The organism is Streptomyces cucumeris, assembly GCF_024295805.1.
Lineage (GTDB): Bacteria > Actinomycetota > Actinomycetes > Streptomycetales > Streptomycetaceae > Streptomyces > Streptomyces cucumeris.
On sequence record NZ_JANCLX010000016.1, the window covers coordinates 129441 to 150441 of the forward strand.

A 21001-nucleotide genomic window follows, 5' to 3' on the forward strand; every position below is an offset into this window, starting at 1 on the left:
CGGGGGCCGGACGCGAGGGGTGGGACACACGGTCGTACGGTGACCCGTATGAGCGACCCAGGCGTGACCGACGCGGACGCGGTGGCGGTGCGACGGTTCTGGCAGGACCTCGGACTGCCCGGACTCATCGACGTGCACACGCATTTCATGCCCCAGCGGGTACTCGACAAGGTCTGGGCCTACTTCGACGCCGTCGAACCGCTGGTCGGCATCCCCTGGCCCGTCAAGTACCGCGACGAGGAGGACGAACGGCTCGCGGTGCTGCGCGGCTTCGGGGTACGGGCCTTCACCTCGATGCTCTACCCGCACAAGCCGGACATGGCGGTGTGGCTCAACCAGTGGGCGGTCGGGTTCGCGGAGCGCACGCCCGACTGTCTGCACACCGCGACCTTCTTCCCCGAGCCGGGCGCCGAGGGCTATGTGCGCGAGGCGCTGGCGAACGGCGCCCGCGTCTTCAAGGCGCATGTGCAGGTGGGCGGTTACGACCCGGCGGATCCGCTGCTCGACCCGGTGTGGGGGCTGCTCGCCGAGACCGGTACGCCCATCGTCGTGCACTGCGGTTCGGGCCCGGCGCCGGGCACGTACACCGGCCCGGGACCGGTGGCCGCGGTGCTCGCCCGCCATCCCCGGCTGCGGCTGATCATCGCGCATATGGGGCTGCCGGAGTACGCGGAGTTCATGACGCTGGCCGAGCGGTACGACGAGGTGCACCTGGACACCACCATGGTGTTCACGGACTTCATCGAGAAGCGCTGGCCCTTCGCCCCGGCGGACCACGGGCGGCTCGCGGCACTGGGCGACCGGGTGCTCTTCGGCAGCGACTTCCCCAACATCCCGTATCCCTATGGGCACGCGCTGGAGGTCCTGACCCGGATCGGCCAGGACGAGGACTGGCTGCGCGCGGTCTGCTACGGCAACGCGGCCCGGCTGTTCGGGATCTGAGGCCACCGGCGGAGACGCAGGGGCCGCCCGCACCCGGGTGCGGACGGCCCCATGACGCGCCCTCCGCCTCAGCTCATCCGCGCAGCGGCAGCGCCTCGGCCAGCGTGCGCCATGCCTCCAGCGGGATGTCCTCGAAGGTGTTCGCCGTCACCACCTGGACGGCCAGGTGGTCCGCGCCCGCGGCGAGGAACTCGTCCACCCGGCGCCGGACCGCCTCCGCGTCGCCCAGGGCGAAGACGGATCCGATGAGGCGGTCGCTGCCGCCGTCCTTGAAGTCCTCCTCGGCGAAGCCCAGCCGCAGCAGGTTGTTGGTGTAGTTGGGCAGCCCCAGGTAGAAGGAGAGATAGTCGCGGGCGGTGGCGCGGGCGCGCTCCAGGTCCGTGTCCAGTACGACCTTGAGCTCGGGGGCGAGCAGGGCCTCGCTCCCCAGGGTCTCCCGGGCCGAGGCGGTGAACTCGGGGGTGACGAGGTACGGATGTGCGCCGGCGGCGCGGTCGCGCGACAGCTCCAGCATCTTCGGGCCGAGGGCGGCCAGGACGCGGCGGGAGGCGGGCACCGGGGTCGGCGCCGAGTCCAGCGCGGTCAGATAGTCCCGCATCGCGGAGTACGGGCGTGCGTACCGCTCGACCATCGTCCCGTGGCTCACCCCGAGTCCCAGCAGGAAGCGGCCCTCATGGCGGGCGTCGATCGCGGCGTAGCGCTCGGCCACGTAGCCGGGCTCGTGGTCCCAGATGCTGAGGATGCCGGTGGCCACGGTGAGGCGGGAGGTCGCGTCCAGCAGGAACGCGGCCTCGTCGGGGCCGGGGCTGCCGCCGAGCCAGAGCGCGCCGTAGCCGAGCTCGTCCACTTCCGCCGCCGCCTCCCGGACCCGTGGGTGATTCGCGGGGTCGGTGGAGTGCAGTGCGCCGGTCCAGACGCCGATGGTGCCGAGTGCGGGATGAGATGCCATGCCCGGGGAACCTGATGATCCTTTCGAGAAATTCCCCCTGTGGTCCGTTCGGACCACGCGGGGCGGGCCAGGGGCATCCCGGGACCCTCTTCTCAGCCTCCTCTTTCTCAGGCTCCTCACAGAATGCCGAAAGGGATCTCTCAGACGGGTCCCACAAGCTGTGGGCCATGATGGCGACCCCGCCCGCTGGGCGTACCGAGCTGCTGCGTCCCGACGGGAGCCCCGTGCGGGTGCTGGTGGTGGACGATGAATCGGCCCTCGCCGATCTGCTGTCGATGGCCCTGCGCTACGAGGGCTGGGAGGTGCGCACCGCGAGCGACGGCGCCGAGGCGGTGCGGACCACCCGCGAGCTGCGGCCCGACGCGGTGGTCCTGGACATCATGCTGCCGGACATGGACGGGCTGGCGGTGCTGGGACGGCTGCGCAGGGAGCTGCCGGAGGTCCCGGTGCTGTTCCTGACCGCCCGGGACGCGGTCGAGGACCGGATCGCCGGGCTGACGGCGGGCGGCGACGACTACGTGACCAAGCCGTTCAGCCTGGAGGAGGTCGTCGCCCGGCTGCGCGGTCTGCTGCGCCGGTCGGGGGCAGCCGCGGCGCGCGCGGAGTCGGTGCTCGCCGTCGGTGACCTGGTGTTGGACGAGGACAGTCACGAGGTGTCGCGCGGGGGCCAGGAGATCCACCTCACCGCGACCGAGTTCGAGCTGCTGCGCTATCTGATGCGCAACCCCCGGCGGGTGCTCAGCAAGGCGCAGATCCTCGACCGGGTCTGGAGCTATGACTTCGGCGGTCAGGCCAATGTCGTCGAGCTGTACATCTCCTATCTGCGGCGGAAGATCGACGCGGGACGGAGCCCGATGATCCACACCCGGCGGGGAGCCGGGTACCTGCTCAAGCCGGGGGAGTAGGGACGTGGTGCGCCCCGGTCCAGCGGCCGGTACGGACGGCCCGGCCCGCTCGCGGGACCGCTGTCGTCGCTGGTCGCTGCGGACCCGTCTGGTGGTCTCGTCCGTCGTGCTGATCGCGGTCGTCTGCGCGGTGATCGGCACGGTCACCACGATCGTTCTGCGGTCCTACCTCCAGGGCCAGGTGGACGATGAACTGCGCGCCTCGGTCGGGCGCTTCATGAACCGGCCCGGTCAGCACGCCCCTGACGACCTGCTGTTCATCGCCTCCCCCGGTCAGCCCATCGGCACCGTCGGCGGGCGCTACGACGACCGGGGCGCCATCGTCCAGGCGGGCCGGAGCAATGACACACCGATCACCGCGGACCTCGACCCCAGCAGCAGGGTGGACGCGCTGTCCGGCGGACAGACGCGCGCGCTCGGGACCGTGGCGCGGGACGGACGCGTGCACACCGTCGCACTGCCCGGCCTCGGCGACTACCGCGTGATCGCCCAGCCGGAGGATGTGCGGGACGGGTTCGTGCTGGCCTTCCCGATGCGCCAGACGCAGCAGACCGTCAACACCCTCATCCTGGTGGAGGTCTGTGTGACCGCCGCCGGACTGGTCGCGGCCGGGATCGCCGGTGCCGCGACCGTCGGCATATCGCTGCGCCCGCTGCGCCGGGTGGCCGCGACCGCGACCCGGGTCTCCGAACTCCCGCTGCACAGCGGTGAGGTCGCGCTGCGCGAACGGGTGTCGCCCTCCGAGGCCGATCCGCGGACCGAGGTCGGACAGGTGGGCGCGGCGCTCAACCGCATGCTCGGACATGTGGAGTCGGCGCTCGCGGCGCGGCAGGAGAGCGAGACCCGGGTCCGGCAGTTCGTCGCCGACGCCAGTCATGAGCTGCGGACACCGCTCGCCTCGATCCGCGGCTACGCCGAGCTGACCAGGCGCGGCCGGGAGGAGATCGGACCGGACACCCGGCACGCCCTCGGCCGGGTGGAGTCGGAGGCCGGGCGGATGACCCTCCTCGTCGAGGATCTGCTGCTGCTCGCCCGGCTCGACGCGGGACGTCCGCTGGAGTGCGCGGAGACCGATCTCTCGCCCCTGGTGGTGGACGCTGTGAGCGACGCCCGCGCGGCTGGTGCCGACCATGCGTGGCGGCTGGAGCTGCCCGATGAACCGGCGGTCGTCCACGGTGACGGCCCCCGGCTGCACCAGGTGCTCGTCAACCTGCTCGGCAACGCCCGTACGCACACCCCGGCCGGGACGACGGTCACGGCACGGGTGCTGCCGCGCGGCGTCGGTACGGCGGATACGGCCTCCGCGGCCCGGCCCCCGTACGTCTCACTGGAGATCGAGGACAACGGACCGGGTATCCCGCCCGATTTGCTGCCGCATGTCTTCGAACGGTTCGCGCGCGGTGACGCCTCGCGTTCGAGGTCGGCGGGCAGTACGGGGCTGGGGCTGGCCATCGTGCAGGCGGTGGTGACGGCGCACGGCGGCACGGTGACGGTGACGAGCGTCCCGGGGCGCACGGTGTTCGGCATCCATCTGCCCGTGCTCCCGTCCCCGCGGCGGATCGCTCTCCAGGGCTCTGACCAGCGGTCCGGTTAGGTACGGCCGAGGGCTCGCGGACTCACAGGCGGTCCACAGGGCGACCACACGGCCGTGACAGCGCCGCTGGCGAATGTCGAACCATGCGAACCGACACCTCTCCCTTCCCGCCCGGCCCTCCCGGGCCCCCGGGACCGTCCGGGTACTCGGGACCGTCCGGGCCCTCCGGATCTCCCGGGCTTCCGGGGGCGACGTCCGGAACCCCTCTCGCCACCCTGCCCGCCCGTGGCCCGGTGGCGGTCGCCGGGGACCGGCCGGTGCTCGACGTCGTCGTTCCCGTCTACAACGAGGAGGCGGATCTCGAGCGCTGTATCTGGCGGCTCTGCGACCACCTGGTGCGCACCTTCCCCTACCGCTTCCGGATCACCATCGCTGACAACGCCAGTACGGACCGCACCCCCGAGATCGCGGCCCGCCTCGACGACACGCTCGACGAGGTCACGGCGGTCCGGCTGGAGCAGAAGGGGCGGGGGAGGGCGCTGCGCACCGTGTGGTCGCTGTCCGACGCGCCCGTACTGGCCTATATGGACGTCGATCTGTCGACCGACCTCAACGCGCTGCTGCCGCTGGTCGCCCCGCTGATCTCCGGCCACTCCGACCTGGCGATCGGGTCGCGGCTGGCGCGCAGTTCGCGCGTGGTGCGCGGGCCCAAGCGGGAGTTCATCTCGCGGGCGTACAACCTGATCCTGCGCGGCAGTCTGGCCGCCCGCTTCTCGGACGCGCAGTGCGGGTTCAAGGCGATCCGCAAGGACGTCGCGGAGCGGCTGCTGCCGCTGGTCGAGGACTCCGGCTGGTTCTTCGACACCGAGATGCTGGTGCTGGCCGAACGGGCCGGACTGCGGATCCACGAGGTGCCGGTGGACTGGGTCGACGACCCCGACAGCACCGTGCACCTGGTGCGCACCGCCACCGATGACCTCAAGGGCGTCTGGCGGGTGGGGCGTGCGCTGGCGACGGGCGCGCTGCCGCTGGACCGGGTGCGCCGTCCCTTCGGGGACGATCCGCGCGACCGCGAACTGAGCGGCGTGCCGGGCGGACTGCCCCGTCAGCTCGTCGGGTTCTGTGTGGTGGGTGTGCTCAGCACACTGGTCTACCTGCTGCTGTACTCCGCCTTCCGGCTCGGCGCCGGTCCGCAGACGGCCAACGCGCTGGCACTGCTGGTATCCGCGCTCGGCAATACCGCAGCCAACCGGAGGCTCACCTTCGGGGTGCGCGGACGGGACCGGGCGGTGCGCCACCAGGCGCAGGGGCTGGTGGTGTTCGGCATCGGACTCGCGCTGACCAGTGGTTCGCTGGCGGCGCTCGCGGCCGCGCCCGGCACCCCCGCGCACGGCACCGAACTGGCCGTGCTGATCGCGGCGAACCTCGCCGCGACCGTGCTGCGCTTCCTGCTCTTCCGGGCCTGGGTCTTCCCGTCGGACCGCGAACGCGAACGGGACCGAGACCGCGAGCGCGACCGCGACCGCGACCGCGATCGGGACCGGGACCGGGACCGGGACCGTGTGAGCGCCGCCGGCCACACCCACCCGGGGGACCACCGATGACCACCTCCTACGACCAGCGACAGATCGGTCCCGCCATGCCACCCCCCGAAGCCACCCCCGAAGCCACCCCTGATGCCGCCACGCCCCGTACGGACGACCCGCGGTGGGCGCGCCCCGCGCTGTGGGCCCTGCTGGCGGTGACCGCCGCGCTCTACCTGTGGAGCCTGGGCGCCTCCGGCTACGCCAACCAGTTCTACTCGGCGGCCGCCCAGGCGGGCGGTGAGAGCTGGAAGGCGTTCTTCTTCGGCTCGTCCGACGCGGCGAACTCCATCACTGTCGACAAGCCCCCGGCCGCGCTGTGGCCGATGGCGCTCTCGGTGCGGCTCTTCGGGCTGAGTTCCTGGGCGATCCTCGTCCCCGAGGCGCTGATGGGCGTGGCCACGGTCGGGGTGCTGTACGCGGCCGTCCGGCGCAGGTCCGGTGCGGTCGCCGGGCTCATCGCGGGTGCGGTGCTGGCGGTCACCCCGGTTGCGGCGCTGATGTTCCGCTTCAACGACCCCGACGCGCTGCTGTGTCTGCTGATGGTCACGGCGGTGTGGTGCGTGCTGCGCGCGCTGGAGGACGCGCGGACCAAGTGGCTGGTGCTGGCCGGGGTCTGCTTCGGTCTCGGCTTCCTGACCAAGACGCTCCAGGCGTGGCTGATCCTGCCGCCGCTGGCGCTGGTGTACCTGGTGTGCGCGCCGACCGGGCTCGGCCGCCGGATCCGGCAACTGCTGCTGTCCGGGGCCGCGATGGTGGCCGCCGGCGGATGGTGGGTCGCGATCGTCGAGCTGTGGCCCGCGTCCTCGCGCCCGTACATCGGCGGCTCGCAGGACAACAGCTTCCTGGAGCTGACCTTCGGCTACAACGGCCTGGGGCGGATCAACGGCAACGAGACCGGAAGCGTCGGCGGCGGCGGACGCGGTCCTGGTGGCGGTGGCGGGGGCGGTATGTGGGGCGAGACCGGTATCGACCGGCTCTTCGGCTCCGATATGGGCGGTCAGATCGCCTGGCTGCTGCCCGCGGCGTTCATCCTGCTGGTGGCGGGGGTCTGGCTGACCCGGCGGGCCGCGCGGACCGACGTGTGGCGGTCGGCGTTCCTGGTGTGGGGCGGAGCGCTGCTGATGACGTTCGTCATCTTCAGCTTCATGTCCGGGATCTTCCACCAGTACTACAACGTGGCGCTCGCGCCGTACATCGCGGCGATCGTCGGCATGGGGGCGGCCCTGCTGTGGGAGCGGCGGTCCTCCGGGGCACTGGCTCCGGCGGTGCTCGCGGTCACGGTGGCGGTGACGGCCGTCTGGTCGTACGTCCTGCTGGGGCGGTCCGCGGACTGGTACCCGTGGCTGCGCTGGGTGGTGCTGGCCGGTGGTCTGGTGGCCGCGGTCGGGCTGCTGTGGACGACCCGGCTGGGGCGCGGTGCGGCGCTGGGCGTGGCCGGACTCGGTCTCGCCGTGGCGCTGGCCGGACCGGTGGCCTACACGCTGCAGACGGTGGACACCCCGCACAACGGCTCGATCGTGACGGCCGGTCCCGCGGTGTCGGGCGGCCGGGGCGGACCCGGCTTCGGGCCCGGCGGCGGCCGTCCCGGGGGCGGCTTCCCGGGCGGTCCGCCGGGGATGGCGGGCGGTCAGCAGGGCCAGAACCAGGGCGGCCAGGGCCAGCCGGGTCAGGGCGGCCAGAACGGCGGGATGCCAGGCGGCGGCTTCCCCGGCGGTACGCCCCCGCAGAACGGCAACGGCAACGGCAACGCCAACGGCAGCACCCCGGGCGCGAACGGGCAGCAGGGCGGCCCGGGTATGCAGCGCGGCGGCGGCAAGACCGGTGGCCGGGGCGGCGGTATGGGCGGCGGCATGGGCGGACTGCTCAACGGCAGCCAGGTCAGTGCGAAGGCCAAGGCCGCGCTGGTGAAGGACGCCGACGACTACACCTGGGCCGCGGCGGCGATCGGCTCGCAGAACGCCGCCGGCTACCAACTGGCGACCGAGAAGCCGGTGATGGCCATCGGCGGCTTCAACGGCAGCGATCCCTCGCCGACCCTCGCCCGGTTCAAGGAGTATGTGAAGCAGGGGAAGATCCACTACTTCATCACCTCCGGCACCGGGAGGGGCGGTGGCCCCGGTGGCCCCGGCGGTCGCAGCTCGGGTACCTCCTCGCAGATCACCTCATGGGTCGAGAGCACCTTCAGGAAGGTCACCGTCGGTGGCAGCACCCTCTATGACCTGACCTCGCCCCGGACCTAATTCCCTGTACGACGTAGAGCGTCGCTTGTACGGTGTATGGCAAGCCCTGCCATGCACCGTACAAGCACGTCCCCGGGAGAACCCCATGACGGCCTCGACCGCCGATACCGCCCCCGCCGCCCCGCCGGACAGACCGGTCGGTGGTCATCCGCGGCGCTGGCTGATCCTCGGCGTCATCTGTCTGGCCCAGCTGACCGTGCTGCTGGACAACACCATCCTCAATGTCGCGGTCCCCTCCCTCACCGAGGAGATGCACGCCTCCACCGCAGACATCCAGTGGATGATCAACGCCTATTCGCTGGTGCAGTCCGGGCTGCTGCTCACCGCGGGCAGCGCTGCCGACCGCTACGGACGTAAGAAGATGCTGGTCACCGGGCTGGCGCTCTTCGGTGTGGGGTCGCTGTGCGCGTCCCTGGCACAGGGGCCGGGAGAGCTGATCGCCGCCCGCGCGGGAATGGGCATCGGCGGGGCGCTGCTGATGACCACCACCCTGGCCGTGGTGGTGCAGGTCTTCGACGAGGAGGAGCGCACCAAGGCGATCGGGATCTGGGGCGCGGTGAGTTCGCTGGGCTTCGCCACCGGACCACTGATCGGCGGCTCCCTGCTGGAGCACTTCTGGTGGGGCTCGATCTTCCTCATCAACCTCCCCGTGGCGCTGCTCGGACTGGCCGCCGTGGTGCGGCTGGTGCCCGAGTCCCGTAACCCCACCGGAGACCGGCCCGATCTGCTCGGCGCGCTGCTCTCCACGATCGGGATGACCGGTCTGGTCTTCGGGATCATCTCCGGTCCGGAACACGGCTGGACCTCGATCCGGGTGCTCTGCTCGGCCTTCATCGGCGTGAGTGTGCTGACCGGGTTCGCGCTGTGGGAGCGTCATATCCCCCATCCCATGCTGGATATGCACTTCTTCCGTGACCGCCGCTTCGTGGGCGCCGTCGCCGGGGGCGTTCTCGTGGCCTTCGGGATGGGCGGTTCGCTCTTCCTGCTCACCCAGCATCTGCAATTCGTACTCGGCTACGACGCGTTGGACGCGGGACTGCGCACCGCGCCGCTGGCGCTCGCGGTGGTGCTGGTCAACCTCTCCGGTCTGGGCGCCCGGCTGCTGCCCAGGCTCGGCACCCCGCTGACCGTCATTCTCGGCATGGGTCTGCTGGCCACGGGTCTCGCCGCCGTCGCGGTGTTCGGCTCGGACGGCTACGGCGGGATGCTCCTCGGCCTGGTGGTGATGGGCCTCGGTATCGCCGTGGCCATGCCCGCGATGGCCACGGCGATCATGTCGGCCATCCCGCCGGAGAAGGCGGGGGTGGGTGCCGGGGTCAACGGCACCCTCACCGAATGCGGCAACGGTCTCGGTGTGGCGGTACTCGGTGCCGTGCTGAACTCGCGCTTCGCCGCACTGCTGCCCGCCGTGGCCACCGGTGCGGGGTCGCTTCCGGCCGCCGTGGCGGCCGCCCGGACCCCCGAGGAGCGGGCGTCGGTGACCGATGCCTTCGCCTCCGGCGTCGAGACCAGCCAGCTGGTCGGGGCGGCGGCGGTGCTGGCGGGCGGACTGCTGGCCGCACTGCTGCTCGGACGGGCCGAACGATCTTCACGGAACGCCGTGGCGGCATAGCATCGGACATGTATGACCCGCTGCCCGCCCGGGGGTCCCGGACGGGTGGCGACAGCGCATCGAAGAAGGAGAGCGCGCCATGGCAACCGGCAGCCGTGCCATCAGTCCGCGGTCCAGTGTCTGGCTCTCCGAACCCAAGACACCGAGGCGCAAGGGAGCTCAGCAGCCGGTCGGTCTCGACCGTTTGAAGATCGTCGCGGCGACGGTCCGGCTGCTGGACGCCGAGGGGCTCACGGGGTTCTCGATGCGACGTCTGGCGGCGGAGCTCGGTGTCACCGCCATGTCCGTCTACTGGTACGTGGACACCAAGGACCAACTTCTTGAGCTCGCCCTCGATGCCGCCATGGGCGAGATCGTGCTCCCCATCGAGGCTGTCGACCCGGGGCGGGTGCCCCCTTCGGCGGCGGAGGCGGCGGAGGCACCGGCCGCGGAAGGACCGGCGGGGGCGGCACCGGCGGCGGGCGTCGAGGGCCGTCTCCCCGCCGAGCCACGTGACTGGCGTGATCAACTGCGCCAACTCGCCACGGAGTGCCGGAAGGTACTGGTCCGCCACCCCTGGCTCTCCCCGCTGATGGGCGAGTTCCTCAATATGGGGCCCAACTCGATGGCGTTCAGCAACGCCGCACAGGCTGTGGTGCGCAACAGCGGGCTGCCGCTGGAGAAGGTGTCCAGCGCCCTCGCACTGGTCACCCAGTTCGTCTATGGCTTCAGCACCATCGAGGGCCGGTTCGCCGTCCGCTGCCGTGAGGAGGGCATCGCCCAGGACGAGTTGTTCGACGAGGTGATGACCACGGTCAAGGACCGTCCCGACTTCGACGGCACCCGGGAGATGTTCGCCGCCCAGGGCGATGTCAGCGTCGATGAGATGCGGAACCGGGACTTCACCTTCGCCCTGGACATCGCGATCGCCGGTATCGAGGCCCTGCGCGACACGACACTGCGCGACTCGGCCCTGCGCGACACGGCTTCGCCCACCCGCGAGAGCTGACCCCTCGGTCCGGCACCGGCCGCCCGTGCCGCGCCCGCCGCAGCGGCTCCGGCCCGGGCCGCCGTCCCGTCCCGCCGCCCCCTTACGCCACCGGCAGCTCCTCCCCCTGCACCGCCTGGATGTCCAGCTCCACCCGCAGCGTGGTGCCGATCGCCGCGATACCCGCCGCGACCACCTGGTTGTAGTTCATCGCGAAGTCCTCCCGGCGCAGCTCCGCCGTGGCCCGGAAGGCCGCCCGCACCCCGCCCCAGGGGTCAGGACCGGTGCCCAGATAGGTCAGATCGAGATCCACTTCCCGGATGACACCGTGCATCGACAGCTCACCGTGCACGGTCCAGCGGTCCGGCCCCGCCGCGCTCAGATGGGCGCCCCGGTACGTCAGCATCGGGTACTGCTCCACGTTCAGGAAGTCGGGCGACTTCAGATGGCCGTCCCGCATTCCGTTCCCGGTGTCGATGCTGGCCGCCTGGATCACCGCCTCCACGGTGGACTTCTCGATGTCCTTGGCTATCCCGATCCGCCCGCCGAAGTCGGTGAACCGGCCGTGCACACTGGATATCCCCAGGTGCTGGGCCGTGGCGGCCACGGTGGAATGCGCCGGATCCAGCGTCCACGCCCCCGGCGGCGGCAGCTCCACCCCGCCCTGCCGCGCCAGCACCACCGTGCCCAGATCGGCCCGGCCGGAGCCGGTGACGATGGCCGTCGAGGCGATGGGCGCATAGCCGACGGCGGTGGCGATGACCGTGTACGGACCCGCCGCGAGCGGCTCCTCCGTACGCACCGAACCGTCCTCCGCGGCCTGGGCGCGCAGCACCTGCGCACCCGTCATATCCGTGACGGTCAGCACCGCGTGCTGCACCGCCCAGCCGTCCCGTGTGCGGATCCGGGCCCGCAGCCCCGCTGCCCCGCCCGTGCCCGCTTCCGTGGTCGTCATGCCGCCTCTCGCTCCCGCTCCCGTGTGACTGGTCTTCGTGCGCCGGATCCAGGCGCCGGTGTGAGGCCGTCCCCTGCCTCTAGTACACCGCCGCCCGGATCCGGGTTCCGGGTCACGGCGGACGATTCCGCCGTCCCGGTCCGGGCCGGGGCGTGTCTCCGCTCGTCACGCCCCGGCCCGGAGTCTCAGTCGCCCGGGTGGGCGAGGTCGACGTCGTGTCCGTCGACCCCCTCCCCGGAGACCGTCAGCGCGCCCGCGACCGGCGGATAGCCGCTCGCGATCACGGTGTAGTCGCCCGCGTCCAGGTCGGTGAAGGCGTAGGCGCCGTCCGTCCCGGTGGTGGCGGTGGCGATCACGTTCCCGGCGGCGTCCACCAGGGTGACCCGGGCGTCCGCGAGCGGCCGCTGACCGGAACCGGCCCGTACGGTGCCCTGCACCCGGGCGCCCGCCTGGAGGGGTATCTCCACCCGGGTCAGCCCCTGGGCGCCGACCTCGACCGGCAGCGCGGCGGGGCGGAACCCGGCGGCGTTCACCGCGATGGTGAAGGTCCCGGCGATCAGCTCCTCGAAGCCGAAGTCGCCCTGCTCACCGGTCTTTCCGGTGGCCAGCACCTCACCGCGGACATCGGTGACCACGACCATCGCACCGTCCACCGGGCGGCCGTCGGCGGCGCCGCGTACGGAGCCCACCAGTCCGCTGGTGGCCGACAGCACGATGTCGAAGCCGAGCGGTTCATCACCGATCATCACGGTGGACGCCTGTGGCTGGTGACCGTCGGCCGCCGCGATCAGGACGTAGGAGCCGGAGCCCGGCGCGTCCAGGGCGTACGAGCCGTCGCCGTGCGCCACCGAGCGGCCCAACTGCCGTCCGGCCAGCGAGATCAGGGTGACCGCGGCACGCGGCACCGCGCCGCCGTCCCCGTTGCGCACGAAACCGTGCACACCCTGCCGGGGCGGCTGGTCCGCGCCGCCGCCTTCGGCGGAGGCGAACGCCGCCAGGCGGTGCGGTGCGGCCTGGGCGGCCGGCGCACCGTCGGAACGCGGTTCGGGCACCGCGGCGGAGGGCGCGCCCACCAGCGCGGGCTCGAGGTCCGCGAGCTGGGCGGCGGCGGCCGCCTCGGTCTCGGCCCCGGACTCGGCCTGGGCCTCGGTCACCGCCGGAGCGGTGTCCGCCGGGACGTCACCGGACGCGGTCGGGGCGTGCCCACCGGCCTCCTGGGAGCCCGAACTGGTCTTCAGCGCGACCTCCTTGATGAACAGGGTCAGCAGGAAGGCGAGCAGCGCGGACGGCGCGGCGTAGAGGAAGACATCGCCGATGCCGTGGCCGTAGGCGCTCTCCATGACCGTCCGCAGCGGCTGCGGCATCGTGTCCAGGTCGGGGATGCCCCCGCCGCCGGTGCCCGCGTGGCCCAGCGCCGCGCCCTTGGGGCCGAGGTCGGCCAGGCCGTCCTTGACGTAGTGGGTGACCCGGTTGGCGAGCACCGCGCCCAGCGCGGAGACACCGACCGCACCGCCCAGGGAGCGGAAGAAGGTGACGACGGCGCTGGCCGCGCCGAGGTCCTGCGGGGCCACCTGGTTCTGGGTGGCCAGCACCAGGTTCTGCATCATCATGCCGATGCCCAGGCCCAGGAGCGCCATGTAGACGGCCAGGTGCCAGTACGGGGTGTCGTAGCGGATGGTGCCGAGCAGCCCGAGGCCCGCGGTCACCAGCACACCACCGCTGACCAGCCATGCCTTCCAGCGACCGGTCTTGGTGATGATCTGGCCGGAGATGGTCGAGGAGACGAACAGTCCGCCGATCATCGGGATCGTCATGACACCGGACATGGTCGGCGACTCACCGCGCGCCAGCTGGAAGTACTGGCTGAAGAAGACGGTGCCGGCGAACATCGCGATACCCACGAAGAGCGACGCCAGCGCGGTGAGGGTGATCGTCTTGTTGCGGAACAGCCGCAGCGGGATGATCGGTTCGCTCGCCCGCGACTCGATGAGGATGAAGATCAGCGCCAGGACGAGCGAGCCGCCCACCATCGCGTAGGTCTGCCAGGAGATCCAGTCGTACTTGTCGCCGCCGAAGGTCACCCAGATCAGCAGCAGGGAGACCGCGGCGCTGACGAACAGGGCGCCGGCCCAGTCGACCTTGACGTCCCGCTTCACGACCGGGAGCTTCAGGGTCTTCTGGAGCACGATCAGCGCGATGATCGCGAACGGGACGCCGACGTAGAAGCACCAGCGCCAGCCGAGCCAGTCGGTGTCGGTGATCACGCCGCCGAGCAGCGGACCGCCGACGGTCGCGACGGCGAAGGTGGCGCCCAGGTAGCCGCTGTAACGGCCGCGCTCACGCGGGGAGATCATCGCCGCCATGACGATCTGGGCGAGGGCGGACAGACCGCCGACACCGATGCCCTGGACCACCCGGCAGGCGATCAGCATGCTGGTGTTCTGCGACAGACCGGCGACCACCGAGCCCGCGACGTAGATCAGCAGCGCCGACTGGACCAGCAGCTTCTTGCTGAACAGATCGGAGAGCTTGCCCCACAGCGGGGTGGCGGCCGTCATGGACAGCAGGGCGGCGGTGACCACCCAGGTGTAGGAGGACTGGCTGCCGTGGAGGTCCGAGATGATCTCGGGGAGCGCGTTCGAGACGATCGTGGACGACAGGATCGCCACGAACATTCCGAGCAGCAGCCCGGACAGGGCCTCCATGATCTGGCGGTGGGTCATCGGCTCCGAGGAGTCGGAACCGTGGCCGTGATGGGCCCGGTGACCTCCTCCCGCGTGCTTGGCGTGGGCGGGGTGCCCCGCGGGTCCCCGCACACCGCCGTCCGGTGTGGTCGTAGCCATGGATGTCCTTATCGTTGCGAAGGTGTACGGGTTATTGCCTCGCCCTGGTGGGCCGGGGGCCGACAGCGGGTGTCGCCGAAGCCGGTCCGCAACCGGGCGAGAAGTTCATTGAGACGGCCGACGTCATCGTCGGACCAGTCGCTCAGACAGCGGGCGAGCGCTTCGGTATAGCGCTCGGAGACCTCTCTGAGCAGCTCTTTTCCATCGGCGTTAATGCTCAGCAGCCGCGATCGCCGGTCCAGCGGATCGGGTGTGCGGTCCACCCAGCCGCGGTCGGCGATATGCGCCACATGGCGGCTGGTCACCGACATATCGATGTCGAGCAGCTCGGCGAGTTTGCTCATGCGCATCTCGCCGTAGCGGTCGAGCAGCATCAGGACCACGGCCGAACCCGAGGGGCAGTCGGGCGGCAGCACCCGGCCCAGACCCCGTTTGACGGCGCCGATGGCGCTGAGCTGCCGGGCCAGCTCCTCGTACTGGCTCTGTGTGGCCACGGCACCTCCCGGATGGTGATCAGTTGCTTGAGGCAACCATAGAAGGAGTTGGTTGCTACAGGCAAATGAAAGGGCGATCTGGGCGGTAAACAGCCGTTAAAGAGTCGGGCAGGTTGTTAAAACACGCTGGTGAGGGCGCCGCTCGGCCGTGATGGATGGGGTGGCCGGAGCGCGGGATGCGTGACGGGGACCGCAGGGCCCCGGGGGTGGGCGGGATTACGCTCGTTCGCTAAGGTCGGGGGCCATGGCGAACAACCCCCAGGGCCCCAACGGCAACCACGACCCGGCCGGTTCCACACAGATGTTCCGCGCCTTCGTCGACGACGGCGGCCGACAGCCGCAGCCGACCACCGCGCCGAGCGGTGGATCGCGTATCGGCGTGATCGTCGGCGTGATCGTCGCGATCGCCGTCATCGCCGGGGTGGCCTGGCTGGCGCTTTCCTGAGCGAGGCCGGCCGGCGCCTTCCCGGGGGCGGGTCGTGCGGTGCCCGGCTCATGCCGGGCGGTCGGTGTTGTCGGCTACGGCCGGGGCGATGAGGTCTCCCGCTCCGGCTTCCAGCTGACCGAGACGTCCCGCGTCTCGATGTGCATACCCAGCGGCACCCGCCAGGCGTCCACGCACACCGTCCAGGTCTTCTCCTTCTTCTGACCCGCGCCGATCGGCACCGGCAGTTCTTCCTTCGACTCCCGGGTCGCCCAGTCGATGCCGATCGAGTCGATGATGTGCGTCGCGAAGGTGACGGTGCCCGAGGTCACCGGCTCACCGCCGGTGTTGCGGAACCGTACGGTCACCTTCTCGCACCAGCGTTGGTCCGCCGCCGCCCGCTCCGGGTCGCCGACCACTTCGAGCGCCGCCGGTCCGGGTGGTTCCGGGGGTGTCGTCGGGGGATCGGGAGGCCGGGGTGTGGAGGGGCCGGGAGCCGGGGAGCCGGAGCCGCCCGGCGAATCCGGGCCTGAGCCGGAGCCGGAGCCCGAACCGGAACCCGAACCGGATCCATGGCCGGGGGTGGAGCCGCCGCCCGGCCGTCCGTGGCCGCCGGAGCCGCCCCCTTCCGTCCCGCTGCCCGCCGGGTCCGACCCGTCCGGGCCGTGGGATCCGCCGTTCCGCGTGCGCTCGCCGGGAGCCGCGGAGGAGGGCGTACCGTCCCGGTCCGCCGTCCCCTCGCCGCGTCCGCCCGCGCCATCGCGGTCGTCGCCGTCGCGATCCCGCCCGTCGCGTGCGCCGTCCTGGTCCAGCGGCGTCAGCTTCACGCCGCCCTTCGGCGGTACGGCCCTGGCCGTCCGCTCACCGTCGGGTCCGGCCGCTCCGGCCGCGACATAGCCGTCGCCGCCGCTGCCGCAGCCGCTGAGCAGTGCCCCCAGGCACAGCGCGACCGCCGAGGCGGCGATCGCCTTGCCCCGGCGGTCCGTTGTCCGGCTCGCTGCGTATCGCATCGGGTCAGTGTGGCTGACGACCCGTCAGGTGTACAGATATGTGCCGACCGCCGTATGACGGCGATCGGCACATATCCGCGACGGATCGGTGGCCTGTCGGTGGCCGGGGGACTCAGTCCGCGATGAGTCCCTCGCGCAGCTGGGCCAGGGTCCGGGTCAGCAGCCGGGACACATGCATCTGGGAGATGCCGACCTCTTCCCCGATTTGCGACTGCGTCATATTGGCGAAGAAGCGGAGCATGATGATCTGCCGCTCGCGCGGGGGCAGTTTGGCGAGCAGCGGCTTGAGCGACTCGCGGTACTCCACGCCCTCCAGCGCGCTGTCCTCGTAACCGAGCCGGTCCGCGAGGGAGCCCTCGCCGCCGTCGTCCTCGGGGGAGGGGGAGTCCAGCGAGCTCGCCGTGTAGGCGTTGCCCACCGCAAGCCCGTCGACCACGTCCTCCTCCGAGACGCCGAGCGCCGTGGCGAGTTCGGGAACGGTCGGGGAGCGGTCCAGCTTCTGTGACAGCTCGTCACTTGTCTTCGTCAGCGCCAGCCGCAGCTCCTGGAGCCGCCGCGGAACCCGCACCGACCAGCTGGTGTCCCGGAAGAAGCGCTTGATCTCACCGACGACGGTGGGCATCGCGAAGGTCGGGAACTCCACGCCGCGTTCGCAGTCGAACCGGTCGATCGCCTTGATCAGGCCGATGGTCCCGACCTGGACGATGTCCTCCATCGGCTCGTTCCGGCTGCGGAACCGGGCGGCCGCGTAACGGACCAGAGGGAGGTTCAGCTCGATGAGGGTGTCGCGTACGTAGGTGGCCTCCACGCTGTCCCGGTCGAGTGCGGCGAGCCGCAGGAACAGGGAGCGGGAGAGGGTGCGGGTGTCGATGGTGTCGCAGTCGTCGAGCGCGTGCGGTGCGTCATTGGTGAGCACCTTCGAGCTGCCCAGTTCTACGGACATGCCACCCCCTTGAGGTCGCGGACGGATCCCAGCTGCGCGCGGCGCGCATGCAACGCAGCTTCCCCCTGAATACCGGAGGTCGAGCCGCGGCAAACGCGGTTCCAGCAGAATGTCACATGTCGGCAACACGCTGTAGCGCCAAGTCGACATTAATGCCCCGATCCACCGGGGCGGGCATCGCCCGTCGTGATTAGGACTCGATCCGATTTGCGGATCTGAGCCTGGCGAAGCTCCGGGACAGCAGGCGGGAGACGTGCATCTGGGAGACGCCGAGCTCCGCGCTGATCTGAGACTGAGTCAAGTTGCTGTAGTAACGGAGCAAAAGGATGCGTTGTTCCCGCTCGGGCAGCTGGACGAGCAGATGGCGCACCAGGTCACGGTGTTCCACCCCGGCCAGCGCCGGGTCCTCGTAGCCGAGCCGGTCGACCAGCCCCGGGAGCCCATCTCCCTCCTGGGCCGCCTCCAGTGATGTGGCGTGATACGAGCGGCCCGCCTCGATACAGGCAAGCACCTCTTCCTCGCTGAGCTTCAGCCGCTCGGCGATCTCGGCCGTGGTGGGGGAGCGGCCGTGCAGCACCGTCAGATCCTCGGTCGCCCCGTTGACCTGGACCCACAGCTCGTGGAGACGCCGCGGTACGTGGACGGTGCGGACGTTGTCGCGGAAGTAGCGCTTGATCTCGCCGACGACGGTGGGCATCGCGAAGGTCGGGAACTGCACCCCGCGTTCCGGGTCGAACCGGTCGATCGCGTTGATCAGGCCGATGGTGCCGACCTGGATCACGTCCTCCATCGGCTCGTTGCGGCTGCGGAAGCGGGCGGCGGCGTAGCGGACCAGTGGGAGGTTGGCTTCGATGAGCGCGGCACGCACCCGGGCATGCTCGGCGCTTCCGGGGACGAGGCCGGAGAGCTCGGTGAAGAGCACCTGGGTGAGCGCTCTGGCGTCAGCCCCCCGGCTTCTGCCGCTCTCGCTGCCGCCATCGCCCTGGGGAGGGGTTCTGGGCGCGGTTCGGGCCGACACGGTCACGCCACCCCTTCACGATGTACTCACCCGGCAAAGCGGTCATAGCATCACAAGACATGTGCACTGTGTGCAAGCACCGCTTTACTACGTGTTGATGGCGAAATTGCCACGTAGTGGGGCAAATCTGATCGTGAAGGTGTTCGGAAGCGGTCCGGAACAGGATCAGAAGGCGCTGCGGGGGCGCTCAGAAGGTGCCCGGCGCGCGATCAGTAGGGGTGCGGACCAAAACCAGAAAGAGGCGGGAACGTGATCAGAAGGGGTAGTCCGCGATCACCCAGGTGGCGAACTCCCGCCACTGACCGGCTGCCGCCTGATGGGCCGGGTGCTCGATGTAGCGCTTCAGGGCGTCGACGTCGGCCACCGCGGAGTTGATCGCGTAGTCATAGGCGATCGGCCGGTCCGTGATGTTCCAGGCGCACTCCCAGTGCTCCAGCTCGGGAATGACGCCGCTGAGCTCCTCGAACGCCCGGACGCCGGCCTGGACCCGCGGCTCGTCGCGCGTCACACCGTCGTTGAGCTTGAAAAGGACCAGGTGGCGAATCACGGTGCCTCCACGGGCGGGGCTGTCAGCGGGGTGTCACTGGACCAGTTCAGTCATGAACTCGCCAACGCTCTTGGCGGCGTCCGATATGCCCTCGAACCCTATCTGGACCAGGTCGGCAGCGCGTGCCGGGGTCTTGATGATCGTGTAGAGCACGAAGACGATGAGCATGTAGAGCGCGATCTTCTTCGCCTGTGCCATCGCGTGCTGCCCTCCCCGGCGGTCCCCTGTGGCGTCGCGAGAGTCTATCCACACCCCTGGAACATCAGTCGTACCAGTCCGATCATCGGGGTTTCGTCCTGTGTGCCGTGCCCGCCGAGGTGGGCGTCCCCAGGGAAATGGGTGGATTCTGGGAGGTGGGAGGGGAGACCACAGCGCCCGGCGGAGGAGCGTCCGGAGGAGCGCCGGGAGGAGTGCCCGGAGAAGCGTCCTGAGGAGGAGGGAGCGGAGATGCGTGTCGGTGTCCTGACCGGCGGAGGCGACTGCCCCGGCCTCAACGCGGCCATCCGCGCCATCGTCCGCAAGGGCGCGGAGGTGCACGGCTTCGACTTCGTCGGGGTGCGGGACGGTTGGCGCGGTGCGCTCGACGGCAGCATCGTGCCGCTGGACGTCCAGGCCGTACGCGGCATCCTGCCGCGCGGTGGAACGATCCTCGGCTCCTCCCGCACCAACCCCCTGGCCAGCGAGGACGGGGTCGACCGGATCCGGCGCACGCTCGCCGAGAACGCGGTGGACGCGCTGATCGCGATCGGCGGCGAGGACACCCTCGGCGTCGCCGCCAAACTCTCCGACCAGGGGATCGGCGTGGTCGGTGTCCCCAAGACCATCGACAACGACGTCGCGGGGACGGACTACACCTTCGGCTTCGACACCGCCGTCAACATCGCCACCGAGGCCATCGACCGGCTGCACACCACCGCCGAGTCCCACACCCGCACCCTGGTCGTCGAGGTGATGGGCCGCCACGCGGGCTGGATCGCCGTGCACTCGGGCATCGCGGGCGGCGCCAACGTCATCCTCATCCCCGAGCAGCCCTTCGACGTCGGCCAGGTCTGCGGCTGGGTGGAGAACCGCTTCAAGATCAGATACGCGCCGATCGTGGTGGTCGCGGAGGGAGCGGTCCCCAAGGCCGGGCAGATGGTGGTCAAGGACTCCACGCTCGACGAGTTCGGCCATGTGCGGCTGTCCGGTATCGGGGAGTGGCTGGCCCGTGAGATCTCCGACCGCACCGGCAAGGAGGCCCGCACCACGGTCCTCGGCCACATCCAGCGCGGCGGCACGCCCAGCGCCTTCGACCGCTGGCTGGCCACCCGGTTCGGACTGCGCGCCATCGACACCGTGAAGGACCGGGACTTCGGGACGATGGTGGCGCTGCGCGGCACCGACATCGTGCGGATCCCGCTCGCCGAAGCGGCGGCGGGCACCAGGACCGTGGATCCGGCGCTCTACGCCGAGTTCGGGGTGTTCTTCGGCTGAGGTGCGGTGGTTGCGCGGGGCGGGGCGGGGCCGCCGGTCGTGGCGGACAGGGTGTGCGCGGCGGCTGCGGCGGTCCCGGTCGCGTCCTGCGTACGGCCCCGTGGTGGGCCGGGCGCCACCAGGGCGGTAGCGGCCCGGGCCGCGTGCCACGGTGGTGGCGGCTCGGGGTGTGTACGTAAACGTCGCCGTGGCGGGCGCGGTGGGCCAGGCCGTGTGCGATGGCCGGGTTGCTCATGACGGGCCTCGGCGGCCCGGGCCGCGTGCGACGGCTTCGGTGGGACGGACGCCGTCATGGCTGCGGTGGCCCGGGGTGTGTACGACGCCGTGGCGGGGTGGTGTCACCACTGCCGCAGTGGGCCAGGCTGGTGCGATGGCCGCCTGGCCCGGATCGGCGGCCATCGCGGCTGCGTACGACGGTCGCGTCGGCCCGGGCCGCGTACGACGGCTGCTTCGGGCCGACGCCGTCATGGCTGCGGTGGGTCCGGTCGCGTACGCCGTCGTGAAGGTCACGGCAGCCCGGGCCGCGTAGCGACGGGTGCCCACGCCCCGGCACTCGCGG

The 21001-nt window shown here is 71.1% G+C and carries 19 protein-coding genes; 10 read left to right on the top strand and 9 right to left on the bottom strand.

Annotation, left to right across the window (positions count from 1 at the left end; genetic code table 11):
- Positions 1-48 precede the first annotated feature (48 nt).
- The gene (locus NMK44_RS23330) at positions 49-942 is read left to right on the top strand and encodes an amidohydrolase family protein (RefSeq protein ID WP_254746128.1); all 894 of its coding nucleotides are present in this window, start codon (positions 49-51) and stop codon (positions 940-942) included.
- A 73-nt stretch (positions 943-1015) separates the two neighbouring features.
- Here NMK44_RS23330 and NMK44_RS23335 read toward each other — a convergent pair whose 3' ends face one another.
- Complete coding sequence (locus NMK44_RS23335; RefSeq protein ID WP_254746130.1) at positions 1016-1891, bottom strand: LLM class F420-dependent oxidoreductase; 876 nt, start codon at positions 1889-1891, stop codon at positions 1016-1018.
- A gap of 167 nt (positions 1892-2058) precedes the next feature.
- Here NMK44_RS23335 and NMK44_RS23340 point away from each other — a divergent pair, with 167 nt between their 5' ends.
- The 6 genes from NMK44_RS23340 to NMK44_RS23365 all read left to right on the top strand — a co-directional run bounded on the left by NMK44_RS23340 (position 2059) and on the right by NMK44_RS23365 (position 10756).
- Positions 2059-2796, top strand: coding sequence for a response regulator transcription factor (locus tag NMK44_RS23340; RefSeq protein WP_254746132.1), 738 nt, complete (start codon positions 2059-2061; stop codon positions 2794-2796).
- Between the two features lie 7 nt (positions 2797-2803).
- Positions 2804-4390, top strand: a complete 1587-nt coding sequence (locus tag NMK44_RS23345) for a sensor histidine kinase (RefSeq protein ID WP_254746134.1) — start codon at positions 2804-2806, stop codon at positions 4388-4390.
- An 83-nt stretch (positions 4391-4473) separates the two neighbouring features.
- Entirely contained in the window at positions 4474-5934 is a 1461-nt protein-coding gene (locus NMK44_RS23350; protein WP_374215327.1) for a bifunctional glycosyltransferase family 2/GtrA family protein, read from the top strand.
- Complete coding sequence (locus NMK44_RS23355) at positions 5931-8156, top strand: glycosyltransferase family 39 protein (RefSeq protein WP_374215328.1); 2226 nt, start codon at positions 5931-5933, stop codon at positions 8154-8156. The genes NMK44_RS23350 and NMK44_RS23355 overlap by 4 nt, the downstream gene beginning before the upstream one ends.
- An 85-nt stretch (positions 8157-8241) precedes the next feature.
- Complete coding sequence (locus NMK44_RS23360; RefSeq protein WP_254746136.1) at positions 8242-9768, top strand: MFS transporter; 1527 nt, start codon at positions 8242-8244, stop codon at positions 9766-9768.
- Positions 9769-9847: 79 nt separating this feature from the next.
- Positions 9848-10756, top strand: a complete 909-nt coding sequence (locus NMK44_RS23365; RefSeq protein ID WP_254746138.1) for a TetR/AcrR family transcriptional regulator — start codon at positions 9848-9850, stop codon at positions 10754-10756.
- 82 nt (positions 10757-10838) lie between these two features.
- Here NMK44_RS23365 and NMK44_RS23370 read toward each other — a convergent pair whose 3' ends face one another.
- The 3 genes from NMK44_RS23370 to NMK44_RS23380 form a co-directional block, all read right to left on the bottom strand.
- Positions 10839-11690, bottom strand: a complete 852-nt coding sequence (locus tag NMK44_RS23370; protein ID WP_254746140.1) for a YceI family protein — start codon at positions 11688-11690, stop codon at positions 10839-10841.
- Positions 11691-11875: 185 nt separating this feature from the next.
- Positions 11876-14413 (bottom strand): MFS transporter, encoded by a 2538-nt coding sequence (locus NMK44_RS23375; protein WP_489660296.1) that lies wholly within the window; start codon positions 14411-14413, stop codon positions 11876-11878.
- A gap of 128 nt (positions 14414-14541) precedes the next feature.
- Positions 14542-15027, bottom strand: coding sequence for a MarR family winged helix-turn-helix transcriptional regulator (locus tag NMK44_RS23380; RefSeq protein ID WP_254746144.1), 486 nt, complete (start codon positions 15025-15027; stop codon positions 14542-14544).
- 244 nt (positions 15028-15271) lie between these two features.
- On the opposite strand from NMK44_RS23380, the gene NMK44_RS23385 reads away from it, so the two are divergent.
- The gene (locus tag NMK44_RS23385) at positions 15272-15472 is read left to right on the top strand and encodes a hypothetical protein (RefSeq protein ID WP_254746146.1); all 201 of its coding nucleotides are present in this window, start codon (positions 15272-15274) and stop codon (positions 15470-15472) included.
- Positions 15473-15546: 74 nt separating this feature from the next.
- Here NMK44_RS23385 and NMK44_RS23390 read toward each other — a convergent pair whose 3' ends face one another.
- The 5 genes from NMK44_RS23390 to NMK44_RS23410 all read right to left on the bottom strand — a co-directional run bounded on the left by NMK44_RS23390 (position 15547) and on the right by NMK44_RS23410 (position 19221).
- Positions 15547-16461 carry a hypothetical protein gene (locus NMK44_RS23390; RefSeq protein ID WP_254746148.1) on the bottom strand — a complete coding sequence of 305 codons (915 nt, stop codon included), beginning with the start codon at positions 16459-16461 and terminating at the stop codon, positions 15547-15549.
- Between the two features lie 112 nt (positions 16462-16573).
- On the bottom strand, positions 16574-17404 hold the full coding sequence (locus NMK44_RS23395; RefSeq protein ID WP_254746150.1) for an RNA polymerase sigma factor SigF: 831 nt from the start codon (positions 17402-17404) through the stop codon (positions 16574-16576).
- Between the two features lie 190 nt (positions 17405-17594).
- A complete protein-coding gene (locus tag NMK44_RS23400) occupies positions 17595-18428 on the bottom strand; it encodes an RNA polymerase sigma factor SigF (protein WP_254746152.1) in 834 nt (277 codons plus the stop codon).
- Positions 18429-18675: 247 nt separating this feature from the next.
- Positions 18676-18969 carry a Dabb family protein gene (locus NMK44_RS23405; RefSeq protein ID WP_254746154.1) on the bottom strand — a complete coding sequence of 98 codons (294 nt, stop codon included), beginning with the start codon at positions 18967-18969 and terminating at the stop codon, positions 18676-18678.
- Positions 18970-19002: 33 nt separating this feature from the next.
- On the bottom strand, positions 19003-19221 hold the full coding sequence (locus tag NMK44_RS23410) for a hypothetical protein (protein ID WP_254746241.1): 219 nt from the start codon (positions 19219-19221) through the stop codon (positions 19003-19005).
- 195 nt (positions 19222-19416) lie between these two features.
- On the opposite strand from NMK44_RS23410, the gene NMK44_RS23415 reads away from it, so the two are divergent.
- Together NMK44_RS23415 and NMK44_RS23420 are read left to right on the top strand one after the other, a co-directional pair.
- Complete coding sequence (locus tag NMK44_RS23415; protein WP_254746156.1) at positions 19417-20442, top strand: 6-phosphofructokinase; 1026 nt, start codon at positions 19417-19419, stop codon at positions 20440-20442.
- A 370-nt stretch (positions 20443-20812) separates the two neighbouring features.
- Positions 20813-20971, top strand: a complete 159-nt coding sequence (locus NMK44_RS23420) for a hypothetical protein (protein ID WP_254746158.1) — start codon at positions 20813-20815, stop codon at positions 20969-20971.
- The last annotated feature ends 30 nt before the right edge of the window (positions 20972-21001 follow it).